This is a genomic window from Novosphingobium sp. B1 (assembly GCF_900176395.1).
Classification (GTDB): Bacteria; Pseudomonadota; Alphaproteobacteria; order Sphingomonadales; family Sphingomonadaceae; genus Novosphingobium.
The window spans coordinates 1-13,960 of record NZ_FWXL01000037.1 but is presented as its reverse complement, the minus strand read 5'-3'; the positions used below and the strand labels follow the sequence as shown (position 1 = coordinate 13,960).

15 protein-coding genes are annotated in these 13,960 nt (G+C 59.3%); 7 read left to right on the top strand and 8 right to left on the bottom strand.

Annotation, left to right across the window (positions count from 1 at the left end; all coding sequences use genetic code 11):
* Positions 1-91: 91 nt before the first annotated feature.
* The 8 genes from B9A23_RS21330 to B9A23_RS21295 all read right to left on the bottom strand — a co-directional run bounded on the left by B9A23_RS21330 (position 92) and on the right by B9A23_RS21295 (position 7,149).
* Positions 92-514: a response regulator gene (locus tag B9A23_RS21330; protein WP_084281375.1), complete on the bottom strand. Its 423-nt coding sequence runs from the start codon at positions 512-514 to the stop codon at positions 92-94.
* A 93-nt stretch (positions 515-607) separates the two neighbouring features.
* Positions 608-1,216: a response regulator transcription factor gene (locus B9A23_RS21325; protein ID WP_084281377.1), complete on the bottom strand. Its 609-nt coding sequence runs from the start codon at positions 1,214-1,216 to the stop codon at positions 608-610.
* On the bottom strand, positions 1,206-2,729 hold the full coding sequence (locus B9A23_RS21320; RefSeq protein WP_084281374.1) for a PAS domain-containing sensor histidine kinase: 1,524 nt from the start codon (positions 2,727-2,729) through the stop codon (positions 1,206-1,208). The genes B9A23_RS21325 and B9A23_RS21320 overlap by 11 nt, the downstream gene beginning before the upstream one ends.
* A 21-nt stretch (positions 2,730-2,750) precedes the next feature.
* A complete protein-coding gene (locus B9A23_RS21315; RefSeq protein ID WP_084281372.1) occupies positions 2,751-3,884 on the bottom strand; it encodes a copper resistance protein B in 1,134 nt (377 codons plus the stop codon).
* Positions 3,881-5,812, bottom strand: a complete 1,932-nt coding sequence (locus tag B9A23_RS21310) for a copper resistance system multicopper oxidase (RefSeq protein WP_084281371.1) — start codon at positions 5,810-5,812, stop codon at positions 3,881-3,883. Before B9A23_RS21310 ends, B9A23_RS21315 begins: the two co-directional genes overlap by 4 nt.
* Positions 5,813-5,877: 65 nt before the next feature.
* Positions 5,878-6,444, bottom strand: a complete 567-nt coding sequence (locus B9A23_RS21305) for an RNA polymerase sigma factor (RefSeq protein ID WP_084281370.1) — start codon at positions 6,442-6,444, stop codon at positions 5,878-5,880.
* Positions 6,441-6,875 (bottom strand): Spy/CpxP family protein refolding chaperone, encoded by a 435-nt coding sequence (locus B9A23_RS21300; RefSeq protein WP_019053900.1) that lies wholly within the window; start codon positions 6,873-6,875, stop codon positions 6,441-6,443. Before B9A23_RS21300 ends, B9A23_RS21305 begins: the two co-directional genes overlap by 4 nt.
* A 1-nt stretch (position 6,876) precedes the next feature.
* Complete coding sequence (locus B9A23_RS21295) at positions 6,877-7,149, bottom strand: hypothetical protein (protein WP_019053901.1); 273 nt, start codon at positions 7,147-7,149, stop codon at positions 6,877-6,879.
* A gap of 137 nt (positions 7,150-7,286) precedes the next feature.
* On the opposite strand from B9A23_RS21295, the gene copC reads away from it, so the two are divergent.
* From copC to B9A23_RS21265, 7 genes are all read left to right on the top strand, one after another.
* Entirely contained in the window at positions 7,287-7,670 is a 384-nt protein-coding gene (gene copC / locus B9A23_RS21290; protein ID WP_019053902.1) for a copper homeostasis periplasmic binding protein CopC, read from the top strand.
* Between the two features lie 4 nt (positions 7,671-7,674).
* Positions 7,675-8,610 (top strand): copper homeostasis membrane protein CopD, encoded by a 936-nt coding sequence (copD, locus tag B9A23_RS21285; protein ID WP_084281369.1) that lies wholly within the window; start codon positions 7,675-7,677, stop codon positions 8,608-8,610.
* Positions 8,611-8,647: 37 nt separating this feature from the next.
* Positions 8,648-10,999, top strand: coding sequence for a heavy metal translocating P-type ATPase (locus B9A23_RS21280; RefSeq protein ID WP_139797633.1), 2,352 nt, complete (start codon positions 8,648-8,650; stop codon positions 10,997-10,999).
* Positions 10,968-11,756 carry a PepSY domain-containing protein gene (locus tag B9A23_RS21275; protein WP_254895234.1) on the top strand — a complete coding sequence of 263 codons (789 nt, stop codon included), beginning with the start codon at positions 10,968-10,970 and terminating at the stop codon, positions 11,754-11,756. Before B9A23_RS21280 ends, B9A23_RS21275 begins: the two co-directional genes overlap by 32 nt.
* 127 nt (positions 11,757-11,883) lie before the next feature.
* Positions 11,884-12,246: a DUF411 domain-containing protein gene (locus B9A23_RS21270; protein WP_084281368.1), complete on the top strand. Its 363-nt coding sequence runs from the start codon at positions 11,884-11,886 to the stop codon at positions 12,244-12,246.
* A gap of 145 nt (positions 12,247-12,391) precedes the next feature.
* Positions 12,392-12,577: a hypothetical protein gene (locus tag B9A23_RS22560; RefSeq protein WP_138012922.1), complete on the top strand. Its 186-nt coding sequence runs from the start codon at positions 12,392-12,394 to the stop codon at positions 12,575-12,577.
* A 17-nt stretch (positions 12,578-12,594) separates the two neighbouring features.
* The gene (locus tag B9A23_RS21265; protein ID WP_254895233.1) at positions 12,595-13,425 is read left to right on the top strand and encodes a lytic transglycosylase domain-containing protein; all 831 of its coding nucleotides are present in this window, start codon (positions 12,595-12,597) and stop codon (positions 13,423-13,425) included.
* The last annotated feature ends 535 nt before the right edge of the window (positions 13,426-13,960 follow it).

Below are 13,960 nucleotides of genomic sequence, written 5' to 3'. Positions count from 1 at the left end.
GACCTCGACGCTCACCAGTCTCGCCAATGGCCACCCCGCATCGCGGATCGACGAGCTCCTGCCGCACGCCCACGTGGGCTGAAAACAGCGCTTACCCTTGATGCGCACAATCGCCAGCCTGACGACATTCGCAGAAGCGTTGCAGTGCGTCGAGGATGGGCCGCCTGATAAAGGGTTTCGCGATAACTTCGGCATATCCGCAAGCCTTGGCGCGCCGCGTCAGGTCATCGCTGCAATAGGCCGTAATCAAGATGGCGTCCCCGTGCCAGCCGGTTTTCCGGAGCGCTTGGAGTAAACTGAGGCCATCGATATCAGGCATGTTGTAGTCGGCGATGATGCAATCGGCCGAGCGCGCCTCGTGATCTGCCAGTAAGGCAGACGCGGTGGTGTAACAGTGCGCGTCGTAGCCCTTCGCGTGCAGCAAAAGTTGCAGCGATCGGCGAATGCCAGCTTCATCGTCGGTGACGAGAACCTTGAGCCGCTTAACGTCGAGATTGATGAGTCCGTCGGACATGGGTTCCGAGATTGTGAAAATCGATACCAGCGACAGTCGCAGAGTGCGCGAAAGCAGTCCGTACGTAGATATCGCAACCGCGGCTCGAATCCGCTAAAGGCCCGCTGCAATCGCTATTCGCAGAAGATCGGAAAGGCTGTGGACGTCCAGCTTCTGCATCAGGCTCGCCCTGTGCACTTCGACCGTGCGGGACGAGCAGCCAAGGTCATATGCAATCGTCTTGTTCGGGTAGCCCTTGGCGAGGCCTTCGAGAATTTCCCGTTCGCGCGGTGTCAGCGCTGCAATCTTGGTGCGAGCCTCCCGCTCTTCAATTTCACGCTTGTCATGCTGCTCCAGTCGCCCGAATGCGCGCTCCAAAGCATCGAGTAGTGAGGCCTTTTCAAAAGGCTTTTCGAGAAACTCGACGGCGCCGGCCTTCATGGCCTGCACAGCCGTGGTTACATCACCATGTCCGGTCAGAACGATCACCGGCATGTTGATCCCGCGATCGGCCATCACCCGCTGAACCTCGAGCCCATCCATGTCCGGCATCCGCACGTCCAGCAAAACGCAGCCAATTGGAGCGTGTTTTGCTTGCTTGAGAAACTCCACGCCAGAATTGTGGGGATGAACCTTGTAGCCGGCTCGGGAGAGTACAAACCCGGCTGATTTCCGGATTGCCTCCTCGTCATCCACAAGGTGCACAACGCGGTCAGCGTTCATCATCTTCCTCCGCATTGGCATCGATCAGGGTGAACTTGAAAATGGTGCCGCCATCGTCCGGATATTCTGCTGCAATGCGTCCACCGTGGGCCTCAACGATCGTTCGGCAAATCGATAGCCCCAGCCCCATCCCGTCAATCTTGCTGCTGACGAAGGCTTCGAAAAGGCGAGGTCTGATTTCGGCGGCGACACCCGACCCGGTATCCCGAACGCTGATTTCGATGAATCCGTCGGGACGCTTGCATGTTGCGATATGAAGATCCCGTACTGTTGACGAGGCCATCGCTTCGACAGCGTTTCGGAGCAAATTGACCAGGACTTGCTGGATCTGGACCTTGTCCACCAATACATGCTTGGCCAGCGGATCAAGATTCACGAGCGTGCGAACACCCCTTTCCTTGGCGCCCGCAAGCGCCAGCTGGGCTGCGTCGTCGATAACTTGGCTTAGATCCTCAACGTTCTTGTCGACTTCACCGCGCGCGACAAATTCCCGCAGACGCCTGACAATGAAACCCGCCCGAAAGGTCTCCTTGGCTGCCTCCGACAGTGCCTCCTGAACTATGGCCATCGGGGTGCCTTGAGGATCGGAGAGAATGTCTCTCGTTTCCTCAAGGTAATTGGCAACTGCTGTCAGCGGCTGATTCAGTTCATGCGCCAGGGTGGATGCCATGGTCCCCATCGCGCTGAGCCGCGACACATGGATCAGTTCGGCCTGCAGCTCGCGCATTTTGAGATCGTCGCGTTCTTTCTCAGAGAGATCACGAATGAAGCCAGTAAAGACGCGGTCTCCGTCATGCCCGGCGACGCCGACCGAGAGATGCATGGGAAAGTCTGTTCCGTCACGACGACGGCCTGTCACCGTGCGTCCGATCCCGATAATACGAGGCTCTCCTCCTTCGCGGTAATGCCGGATATAGTCGTCATGCCGCTCCTTGTCGGGCGCAGGCATTAGGCAGCTCACATTGCAGCCCACGACCTCGCTTTCTTCATATCCGAAGAGGCGCTGTGCGGCGGCACTGAAGGATACGATCAGTCCGAGTTCGTCGATGACGATCATCGCGTCCGGGACGGTATCCAGGATCGACTGGAGGTGCTGCTCACGCGTGTCGTTCACCGCGCGAATGGCCGCCTCGTGCGTGATATCCCGGGCAATGACATGGAAGCCGTGCAGAGTGTTCTCATGTCGCAAGGCCGTAATCGTCATTCGCGACAGATATTCGGTGCCCGAGCGCCGCAAACGCCACATATCCCGCTCGTAGCCATCCTCGCGCGCCGCTGTGGCCAGATCAATATCGGGCAGGCCCGCGGCCATTTCTTCAGATGAATAAAACAACTCGTGCGAGCTGCCCACGCACTCGGCAGACGCCCATTGGTCCGCTCGATGGCCTTCGCCATTGAGCGCGAGGATCTTTCCGTGCGGATCGAGAATGAGCTGAACGTGCTTCGCCGATTGCGCAAACGCAAGGCGCACAAGATCGCTCAGTTCCGCATTGCCGCCGGCAATTTCATCCATGCCCCTTTGTTCGCCTCCAGATTAAAACCAGAACCGCACGCCCGCCACGAAGCTTGTGGCGTGAACATCTTCCCCGCGAGCCCTCGCGTAGCTGGCTGTGTCTCCAAGTTTGCGGTAATACGAAACGCCAATGTAGGGCGCGAACTGACGCTTGATCTCGTATCTGAGCCGCGCGCCGAGTTCGACATTTGACAGGCCAGAGCCAATCGCAATCTCCGGAATGTCCTGCGCGGAGAAATTGATCTCGACGCGTGGCTGGAAAACGAGGCGCTGTGTGATGCGCTGGTCGTAATAGCCTTCGACCCGCCCAATGACCTCGCCCTTGTTCGACAGGAAGACGCCGCCTTCGACCTCGAACATCCCGGGAGCCAAGCCCTCAAAACCAATGGTTGCATAGGTGCGGCGCGGCGATGGTCCTATATCCTGCCGTACACCGGCCTGCAGATTGAAGTAGGGGTCGATGGCATGGCTGTACAGAAGTTGCACTTCGCCACTGTCCAGACCACGGCGAAGCTCGCCTTCACCTTCGCTCTTGATCCACAGCCTATTGATGTCGCCGCCGTACCAGGCCTCACCATCCCATCGATAGCCATCACGGCCGCGATGAGCCTGATATTCTGCGATGTTGAGAAATGCCGCGCCGAAATTGAGCCCCCCGCTCTCCTTCATCATTTCCGCATGAGCGCGCGCCATTTCGTCGGGAGGGAATTGACGGTCGGCATAGCGATCCGTTGGGACAGGGGGTGGCGGCGCACTTCCAGCAGGCAATGCAGTGCCCGACATGGCCATGCCTTCTGGGGCCGCTTCGCCTTCCGCAGCTGGCATCGGCATTTCGCCCATTGTCCCATGGTCCATCGCCCCATGGTCCATCGCCCCATGGTCCATCACGGCGTCGCTTGTTGGTCCGTGGTTCATTTTGCTGTGATCGACCTCAGGTGCCGCAGGCAGGGCTGCAGGTACCGGGGGTTTCTCGACGGGAGCAGGCGTCGCTCGCTTTGGTTTTGCGGGAGACGCCTTGGCTTTTTTGGGGGCTGCCTTTTTTGGAGCCGGCATTTCCATGCCCGGCATGTTGTCCATCGAATGGTCCTGTGCCCACGCCGGAACGGACAGGCCTAAGGTGGCCGCCGTTATCAATGCTGTGCGAAGCGTGCTCATGCCGCGTCTCCCTTGGGACGGACACTGACAACGCGCATCATGCCAGCATGCATGTGGTAAAGGAGATGACAGTGGAATGCCCAGTCCCCGACTGCATCGGCCGTGAAGTCCCAAGTGGCGATCCCGCCAGGTTGCACGATAACTGTATGCTTTCGCGGCGCGCGGTCGCCATGGCCGGTGACCAATTCGAAGAAGTGTCCATGAATATGGATGGGGTGCGCCATCATGGAATCATTGATCAGATTGACGCGCACCCTCTCGCCTTCGGTGAAAGGGATCGGCTCATGAACGTCTGACATCTTCCGCCCGTCGAACGACCACATAAAGCGTTCCATGTTCCCGGTAAGATGGATATCGAGGCTGCGCGACGGAGCCCTGACGTCGCGATTTCGCTCGAGTGCTATAAGGTCTGTATACACGAGCACCCTGTGGCCGACATCCTGCAGGCCCTGTCCCCGGTCCCCCATGCGATCGACTGGCATGGGGGAGATTGTCTGGACTCCAGGGTCACGCTTGACTTGCGGCGCATTGCCGAAGTCGCGCATCTTCATTGATCCCATCTGGTGGCCTGAATGGTCCGCCATCCCGGACGCTCCGTCCATTCCCGCCATGCCGCCATGGTCCATGCTGGCCATCGAGGAGTGATCCATACCCGACATGTCTGCGGGGCCGGATGGCCCACTCGTGGTCCCCATCTCCATCGCCGATCCGGCAGCGGCAGCGGCAGCAGCCGTTGCCAGACCTGCGGACGCGTTCTGTTCAGCGGTTGGGTCGACTCCGCGACCCTTCATGTCCATCCCCCCCATGCCGGGCATGTCCATTCCCATGTCCTTCATCGTCGCCAATGGGCGCTTGCGAAGGGCCGGAACCGCAGCGCTCATGCCTGGGCGCGGAGCCAATGTGGCACGGGCCATGCCGGAACGATCAACGGCTTCGCCGACAAAGGTATAGGCCAAGTCTGCGGTGGGGCGGACGACAACGTCGTAGGTCTCGGCAACCCCGATTTGGAACTCGTCAACATCGACAGGCATGACATTTTGCCCGTCAGCCTGCACAATTTGCAGGGTGAGACCCGGAATTCTGACATTGAAGGTGGTCATGGCTGACGCGTTGATTACCCGCAGGCGCACGCGCTCGCCCGGTTTGAAGAGCGCCGTCCAATTGTCTTCCGGTCCATGCCCGTTGACCAGGAATGTATAGGTCGAGCCGGTCACGTCAGAAATATCGGCCGGATCCATGCGCATCTGACCCCAGTCGAGACGCTCCTTGAGGGGCTGATCCTTCCCTCCGAGCAGGCCTGACAAGGTCTGACGTTGAAAGTTGAAATGGCCCGGATTGGCCTTCAGCCGACGGAAGATCGCAGCAGGAGAAAGCGGGCTATGATCCGCAAGCACAATGACATGCTCCCGCTCATATTGGACAGGATCCATCCCCGCCGGATCGATCACTATCGGTCCGTAATGGCCTTCCTGTTCCTGCAGTCCCGAGTGACTGTGGTACCAGTAAGTGCCGTTTTGCTTTACATCGAACTCATAAAGATAGCTTCCGCCTGGCTTGATGCCGGGGAATGACACCCCGGGCACGCCATCATGTTCCGGTGGAACGAGCAGACCGTGCCAGTGGATCGAACTGTCTTCCTCAAGCTGGTTGTGGACGTGCAACCGCACCCGCTGACCTTCGCGCAGCCTGATCAGGGGCGCTGGAACCGTGCCGTTCACACCGATCGCGCGGAACGCCTTCCCGTCAATCATCATCGATTGGCGGGCGATTGTGAGCTTGATGTCTTCACCGCTGACGGTGGGAAGCGGCGCTGCGATGCCGGAAGATACAGGTTTGGCCCATGCCGGAAAGAACGAGGCAAGGGCGATACTTCCTCCCACCAGGGCTGAGCCACGAAGGATTTCTCTACGTCCGACAATGACTGTCATGAGGGTGTTTCTGCCTATGAGATCGGGGCCGCTGTCATTGAATACGCAGCCCGTTGCTCGACCCCTCAAATTTTTTTGAGTTTGTCCGTCAAGCGTGCTCGCGCCCGATAAACTCTCGCTTCGACAGCCTTCTCGCTCAACCCCAGGATCTGCGCGGTTTCCGCCTGTGTGTGCGCATCAATGGTCCGGAGGATGAGGGGTTCGCGCAATGAAGCGGGCAATTCGGAAATTGCCTTCAGGGTCACTTTTAATTCGGATCGGTCGGAGGCCGCTATGTCAGCTCCTGGAGCCGGATCAGCCACTTCTTCAGCTTCCGTCAAAGGGGCTGCTGCAAGCATAAACCTGCGCACCAGCGCACGCCGCCTCCAGTCCTTGCACTTGTTCAAAGCAATACGAGCCAGCCATTGCTTGAAAGGGCGCGCCCGATCGAAGCAGTCAAGGGCGCCAAACGCCGCGATGAATGCCCCCTGTGTGACATCCAGGCTTTCATCCGCATCGCCGATCTGCGCGCGAACAAGCCTGTACACCCAATCACGATGCCGGCGGACAAGCTCGCTACAAGCGGTCTGGTTTCCGCCGATGGCTAACGAAGCCAAGTCCTGATCTTCAAGCTCAGAGAGTTGCCCTGTCACCGCTCCCTGCCTGTGAGCGCCTTGACGATCGCCCGGTCAAATTTAGCCGCCTGTTCCGGGGTCAGGACGGATCGCATCGCAAAGATATGTTCAAGCGTTTCTTTCTGCATCTGCCCCATCGCATCGTGCGACCGGTCGATTGCCTCGGACACCTTTGGGCCATATCCATGCTCGGACTCGATCGCCTCGGCGAGACGTGCGTTGTCCGCGCGAAGTTCCAGTTCCAAAGCCTGGCGACGCACTGCAAAACGCTGCTCGATTACTTCGATCTGCGCTTCCTGTTTGGCATCGAGTTCGAGTTGGTGGTGCAGCATCTCGTGCAACTCGCTTTCCGGCGAGGCAGTTCGGATCAAGGCCTGACCCGCAAGTGCCCCGATAACCGCGAATGCGAATGCAACAAGCGCGAAAACGAGGGTCTTTCGCCAAGCCATGTCAGCGCGACATCAGCAAGGTTGAAGGCGCCAAAGCGGCCGGAACGCCGAGAGGGGAAATGGGTGCGGCGTCGGCAGGTGCACCGGACAACATCGAACCACCAACCCCGATGAACAAAGCGATCGCTGCCGCGAGGCTGAGGCCCGTACGGTTGATGGGAACGATGGCCCGCCGTCTGGCGAGCTCCGTCATGACCGCGTCGTCGATCAACGCGAGGCGCGCGGGCGGCGGCTCGTTGCGCAGTCGTTCCAGAAGTTGATCAAGGTCCGTCATGGCTCATTTCTCCCATATCCATGGTTGAATACGCAGCAAAGGTGAAATGCCCTCATATGGACGCAGAAATTTTTGAGGGGTGTCCAAGCGCGGCGCGTATTCAACACGGGCAACCTGAGCCCGCGAAGGAGCCATTCATGAAAAAGTTTCGCAGTTTGATTGCAAGCGTTCTGGTCGCCGGAGCCGCGATTGCCACGCCGGCGCTCGCCCATCCGAAGCTCGTGACGGCACAGCCGGCCGACAAGGCCGCCACCGCCCCGACCAATCGCATCACCCTGACGTTCAGCGAGCGCCTTGTCGCCGCTGTTTCGGGCATGGAAGTCACGATGACCGGCATGCCAGGCATGCCCAACCACAATATGAAAATGACCGGATACAAGACCTCGGTCAGCGAGGACGGCAAGACCCTGGTCGCTACATTCGGGCGGCCCCTCATGGCAGGAACTTATAGCGTGCAGTGGCACGTCGTCTCGAGCGATACGCACCGCATCAACGGCACTCTCGCTTTTACTGTGCGCTGATCGCGTGGAGGACTGGGGGATCATAGCCCTGAGATGGGCGCTGTTCGTAAGTCTTGGCCTATTGTTCGGGCTGACCGCATTCAAGCGCCTGTCACTCGGCAGTGATCGCCCGTCCGATGCAAATGTCCGACATGCGGTGGCATTGCTGATCGTCGCAGCTTCGGCGGCGGCGCTGTCGGTTCTTGGCTTCGCCGTGCAAGTCAGCAGCATGGCCGGTGTACCGTTTGCCGAGGTGGACAAGGCCACTGTTCAATCCCTGCTTGGGGAAACAGCTCTAGGTCTGGCACTCAAGGTCCGCCTCGTCGCTCTATTGGCAGTGATTATCATGGCTGTTGCATCCGCCCTGTGGCGTTTGTCCAGTTCGGCGGTCCAGGCATTGGCAAGCGGGGTGGCTTTGGCCACCCTAACCTGGTCCGGTCACGGTGCGGCGACCGATGGGACGGTCGGATGGGTACATTTGGCAGCCGACATACTTCACCTCCTCGCAGCCTCCACCTGGATCGGCGCATTGGCAGGATTCTTGTGGATGCTGTTTCGCGCAGGAAGTGGTCAAGTTGGCGAGGCAAGGCAGACGTGCAGGGTGCTTGCCGAATTTGCAACTGTTGGATCTTCATTGGTTGTGATTTTGCTGCTGACGGGTCTCGCAAATGCTTTTTTCATTTTGCGCGACGGAGATCCCTGGGCCGCTTTGGCGGCACCTTATGGCCAGTTGCTGGCCCTGAAAATGGTCTTGTTTGTGGGCATGCTCGGGTTGGCCGGAGTGAACCGGTTGCGGCTCACGCCGGCCCTCTCCGCAGCCGTCGAGAGTGGTGATCCTGAGCGAGCGCTAAAGCCGCTGCGACGGAGCATTGTTCTGGAATTTGGCTTGGGGATCGGGATACTGGTCCTGGTAGCATGGCTCGGGACGTTGGCACCGAACACAACGCCGGTAGCATCGTGATGCCTTCTGATGAGCGCGGCAGCTGGAGAACAGACACATGACTCCTAATCAATCTGGCGGCCATCAGCATGGCGACTATGGAATCGCTGCAAATCACCAACCGGATTCTGTACGTGATCCTGTTTGCGGAATGACTGTCGACCCGTCCGCGACCCTTCATCATGCACATCATGGTGATCAAGAGTGGCACTTTTGCAGCGCCAAGTGCCGCACCAAATTTGTTGCTGATCCCGAGCAGTACCTGACACCACCCGAGCCCGTCGATGCGCCTGCTGGGACGATCTGGACCTGTCCGATGCACCCCGAGGTGCGGCAGGATCGCCCGGGGGCTTGCCCGATCTGCGGCATGGCACTTGAGCCTGCCGAAGTCGGTCTCGACAGCGGGCCCAGCCCCGAACTGATCGACATGACCCGGCGGTTCAAGATCGGCCTTGTACTGGCGTTGCCCGTACTGGTGCTGGAGATGGGCGGTCATATCTTCCCCGCGCTTCATCACATCGTACCGATGCGGCTCTCGACCTGGATCCAACTCGTGTTGGCTACGCCGGTCGTGCTTTGGGCGGGTTGGCCCTTTTTCGTGCGGGGTTGGGCATCGCTCAAGACCCGAAACCTCAACATGTTTACCCTGATCGCGATGGGCACCGGGGTCGCATGGGTCTACAGTATGTTCGCGGCGCTTGCGCCTGAGTTGTTCCCACCGGCGTTCCGCAATGCCGATGGGAGTGTTGCCGTCTATTTCGAAGCCGCCGCGGTGATCACCGTGCTGGTTCTCCTGGGCCAGGTCCTGGAACTCAGGGCCCGCGAGCGCACTTCTGGCGCAATCAAGGCATTGTTGGGCCTTGCTCCCAAGACCGCGCGACGCCTTCTTGCCGATGGCAGCGATGAGGAGGTCAGCCTCGAAGCTATAGGGGTCGGTGATCGCTTGCGTGTCCGTCCTGGCGAAAAGGTGCCTGTCGACGGAATTGTCGAGGACGGCCGCTCGTCGCTTGATGAATCCATGGTGACCGGCGAATCCATGCCCGTTACCAAGGCTAAGGGTGACGCCGTTATCGGCGGGACGCTCAACCAGACTGGCGCATTGGTGATTGCCGCAACGAAGGTTGGCCGCGATACCATGCTCGCCCGCATCGTCCAGATGGTCGCTGAGGCACAGCGCTCTCGGGCGCCGATACAGCGCATGGCCGATCAGGTCTCGGGCTGGTTCGTGCCTGTGGTGATTGCTATCGCCGTTCTTGCCTTCGTGGGATGGGGCATCTGGGGACCAGAGCCGCGCTTTGCCTATGGCCTGGTTGCGGCGGTCGCTGTGCTGATCATCGCTTGCCCTTGCGCACTTGGCCTCGCCACGCCGATGTCGATCATGGTCGGCGTAGGACGAGGCGCTGGCCTTGGCGTGCTCATCAAGAATGCCGAAGCGCTGGAGCGCATGGAAAAGGTCGACACGCTGGTGGTCGACAAGACCGGGACGCTTACGATGGGGCGTCCTGCGGTCACTGCAATTGTGCCCTCAGCCGGTCACACAGAAGAGGACGTTCTGCGTCTTGCTGCGGCGGTCGAGCAATCGTCCGAGCATCCGCTTGCGCTCGCCATCGTCGACGCAGCAAAGGCGCGCAGCCTCGTGCTGGCGCAGGTTGCCGAGTTCGACTCCCCCACCGGGCGCGGCGCTCTGGGCACAGTCGAGGGCAAGCGGATCGTACTCGGCAACGCACGTTTTTTGACGGAGCAGAACATCGACACGGCTGCGCTTACGGCAGCAGCGGACGATCTGCGACGCGAGGGCGCGACGGCTATCTTTGTCGGCATTGATGGACAGGCCGCTGGTGCCATCGCGATCGCCGATCCGGTGAAGCCGACGACACCCGAGGCACTTGATGCCTTGCGCCGCGAAGGCATCCGCGTGGTCATGCTGACGGGTGACAACCGGACCACGGCAGAGGCGGTCGCGCGCAGGCTCGGGATCGACGAAGTCGAGGCGGACGTTCTCCCCGATCAGAAGAGCGCTGTTGTCGCGCGCTTGAAGAGCGAGGGCCGCGTGGTTGCCATGGCAGGTGACGGCGTGAATGATGCCCCGGCGCTTGCGGCGGCCGACGTTGGGATCGCCATGGGCTCAGGGACTGACGTCGCCATCGAAAGTGCCGGCGTCACGCTGCTCAAGGGCGATCTTATGGGCATCGTTCGCGCCCGCCGCCTGAGCCAAGCGACAATGTCGAACATCCGCCAGAATCTGGTGTTTGCCTTTATCTACAATGCCGCCGGCGTGCCGGTGGCGGCAGGTCTTCTCTATCCGCTGTTCGGCATCCTTCTCTCACCAATGATTGCGGCGGGAGCGATGGCGCTGTCATCCGTTAGCGTCGTGACGAATGCGCTTCGACTTAACCGGGCCACCATTTGAGCAAGCCGCGACAACAGGACGTCAGATTTTCATGAGATCCCTTCGTACCAGAGTGCATTTGACAGCCAGCCGCATGCACAAATGGCTGTCGCTGATCATTGGACTGCAGGTCCTCATCTGGATGACGAGCGGCCTTGTGATGAGCGCTTTGCCCATAGAGCGCGTGCGCGGAGAACACCTTGTCGATCGCAAGGCCCAACAGTCGCCAATTGCTGGCATTTCGGCTGTGCGCCCGCTTGGCGAGTTGCTGAGCACTATACCCGGCCCAGTCGAGGAGCTTACTCTTCGCATGCACCACGGCCGCCTGATGGCCGAAGCGAAGACAAACGGAAGGACCTTGTTGTTCGATCCGTCCACCGGCGTCCGAATGCCAAGGATCGCTATGGATCAGGCGGCTGAAATAGCTCGGGAAAGCTGGAAGGGTGGCGGAAACCCTGCGCTCAAAGTCACCCAGGTCGAGGACCTTTCACCGGAATTTCGGGGACCGTTACCCGCCTGGCAAGTTGCCATCGATGGTACAACGCACGTTTATGTTTCGGGTGAGACCGGGAGGATCCTCGCGGTCCGGACCAGCACCTGGCGAGTCTACGACTTCTTGTGGGGCTTGCACATCATGGACTGGAAGGAGCACGACAATTTCAATAACATCTGGCTGGTGTCATTCGCTGCCTCGGGCATGATTTTTGCTCTCACCGGCCTCGCGCTCCTCATCATGCGATTCCCGATCAAGATAAGAAGGCGCCGGGCGACAATTTGACCCAGTTCAAGGTGAAAGTTGTTCTTGTGATTAATGGATCACGAATGATTGGAGGTACGAAGTGAAATCAATAATTCTGGGTTTGGCTTTGCTTGCGAGCCCCGCGCTTGCCGCAAGTGATGTGGTAATGCACCGTGATCCAGGTTGCAGTTGCTGCGAAAAGTGGGCGGCGCAGGTGAAAAAGGCCTTTGGTCGCAATGTGAGGGTGATCGATGATCGCAACAGGGTGGCCTTCCAACGCAATTCCGGCGTCCCGAGCGCATTGGTATCGTGCCACACCGCCATTATCGACGGGATGATCTTTGAAGGCCATGTGCCAGTTTCCGACATGCAGCGGGTGCTCAAGCTGCGGCCTGCCGGAGTTAAGGGCTTGGCTGTTGCGGGGATGCCTCTGGGGTCTGCGGGAATGGAAGTTCCGGGCGTTCCGGCCCAGCGATACAACGTCATCGCCTTTGGTGGCGGCGGGACGCGGATTTATTCAAGTCATTGAGGGGCGAAGCAGCTCGTAGAGTTGCCTTTGGCGCGTCAAAGTTCTGTTCAGCTGCTCGATTTTCCGGGTCTGCGAGGCGACGATATCTTATTCTTGTGATAGCAAACGTTCGGGGCCAAGCAGCATCCAGAAGAGAGGATCGCTGATGCCGAAAAAACACTTTCCGATCATCTGCTCCATCTCTAGGCAGCGCGACACATCTGTCGTTGAGGCGCTGTTTGGCTCGCCTGATGGGTTTACGCAGAGATTGACTCTGCTTTCGATCTTTGATTTTCTGATCCCGCGCATTCCCGATCAGATCCGCACGCCACCTTGGAAGGGTGCGTCGTGATTTCATCCAATTGTAGTTTGATCGTCGTTGCCGCAATGATTTGCGTCTCGGCCGCGAAGGCTAGGGAAGTCGATCTTGTCCATTTTTCTCCGTTTGCCGCTACCGCCAACAATGAGCAGGGGGCCGTCGGAGTCGCGTTGAGCACCCACTTTGAAGGGTTGGTTGAGCCGGCCGATGCGCGCCGCGTCAGTGAGAGAACCCACGCTTTCGGCGGAATCGAACCGTCAGGACTTTTCGAACCGAAACATTCGGCGATCATGGCGCCTTCCACCTCGTCATCGTGCCTGCAGAATGGGTATCGCCCGACTTGGTGGTTGTCTCCTGAGGTGGAGAACCGCCGAGTAGCTTATTTTGCAGCGATGTCCGCAATAGCTTGCGAAAACGGACTTCCTGAGAGCCTTCTCGATGCGGTCATTGCTCAGGAATCAGGATACAAGGCTTGGGCACTAAGTGGGGCGGGTGCGATGGGCATGATGCAGGTCATGCCGGGAACAGCGAGAAATCTAGAGCTATGGAACCCTTGGGATGCGCTGGCCAACATGAGGGCGGGGGCACGCTACCTTCGTCAGCAGCTTGATCGCTTTCGACGCGTCGATCTGGCCTTGGCTGCATACAATGCGGGGCCAGAACGTCGTTCACTCGCGCTGGGCAGCATTCCTGCAATCCCGGAGACCCGTAATTACGTGCAGGCCATCACAACCAACTGGGTGCGCCTCACTAAACTTGGGAGCCCAAATTCGATCGTTGCCGCGCGGGCTATGGCGGCCAACCTCGCAGTACAAGCCTCAGGCTACCGCGAGGTATCCCTCATAACCTACGTGGGCACGAATGCTGCGAACCCGATATAGTGCGCATACAGGATGGCGATGGCCAGAATGCTTGGAAACCCGCAGAGGTAGCTAAGTTGAAAATGTAGCCAAACTTTTGGGAACCACAGCAACCAGCGCAGCACTGAACCCGTCGGCGGCGCGATTACTCCCGTACGGATGTCGTAGATCGTCTTGAGGAGCGCACACCCCGAGCAAATCGTAGCGAGCAGCCCAACCGCGGCATAGAGATGGGTCCACGCTGCGATGTTCTCGGGTCCCATGCGTACTCGATCAGGCCTGAAGGGTCTGGCTGTTCTGCATGACGCGCTCCTGGTGCGAGAGAAGCAAGTCATATGCACGCCGCGCGGCTTCGTGGATTACAGCCGGCCGCAGATCGACCTCGATCGAGCCTCGCCGGCAGGTCAGTACCTCGAGGTAGAAGCTCTTAAGGCTCTCTGTTGCCAGGAAGACGGACTGTTTGTGGATCGGCGTGCAAAAGGGACCCCGTTAGCGGGGTGATCGGCGTCTAAAAGGGACCCCTCATTCCGATGGTGTAGCGGGCTGCCTGGAGTTG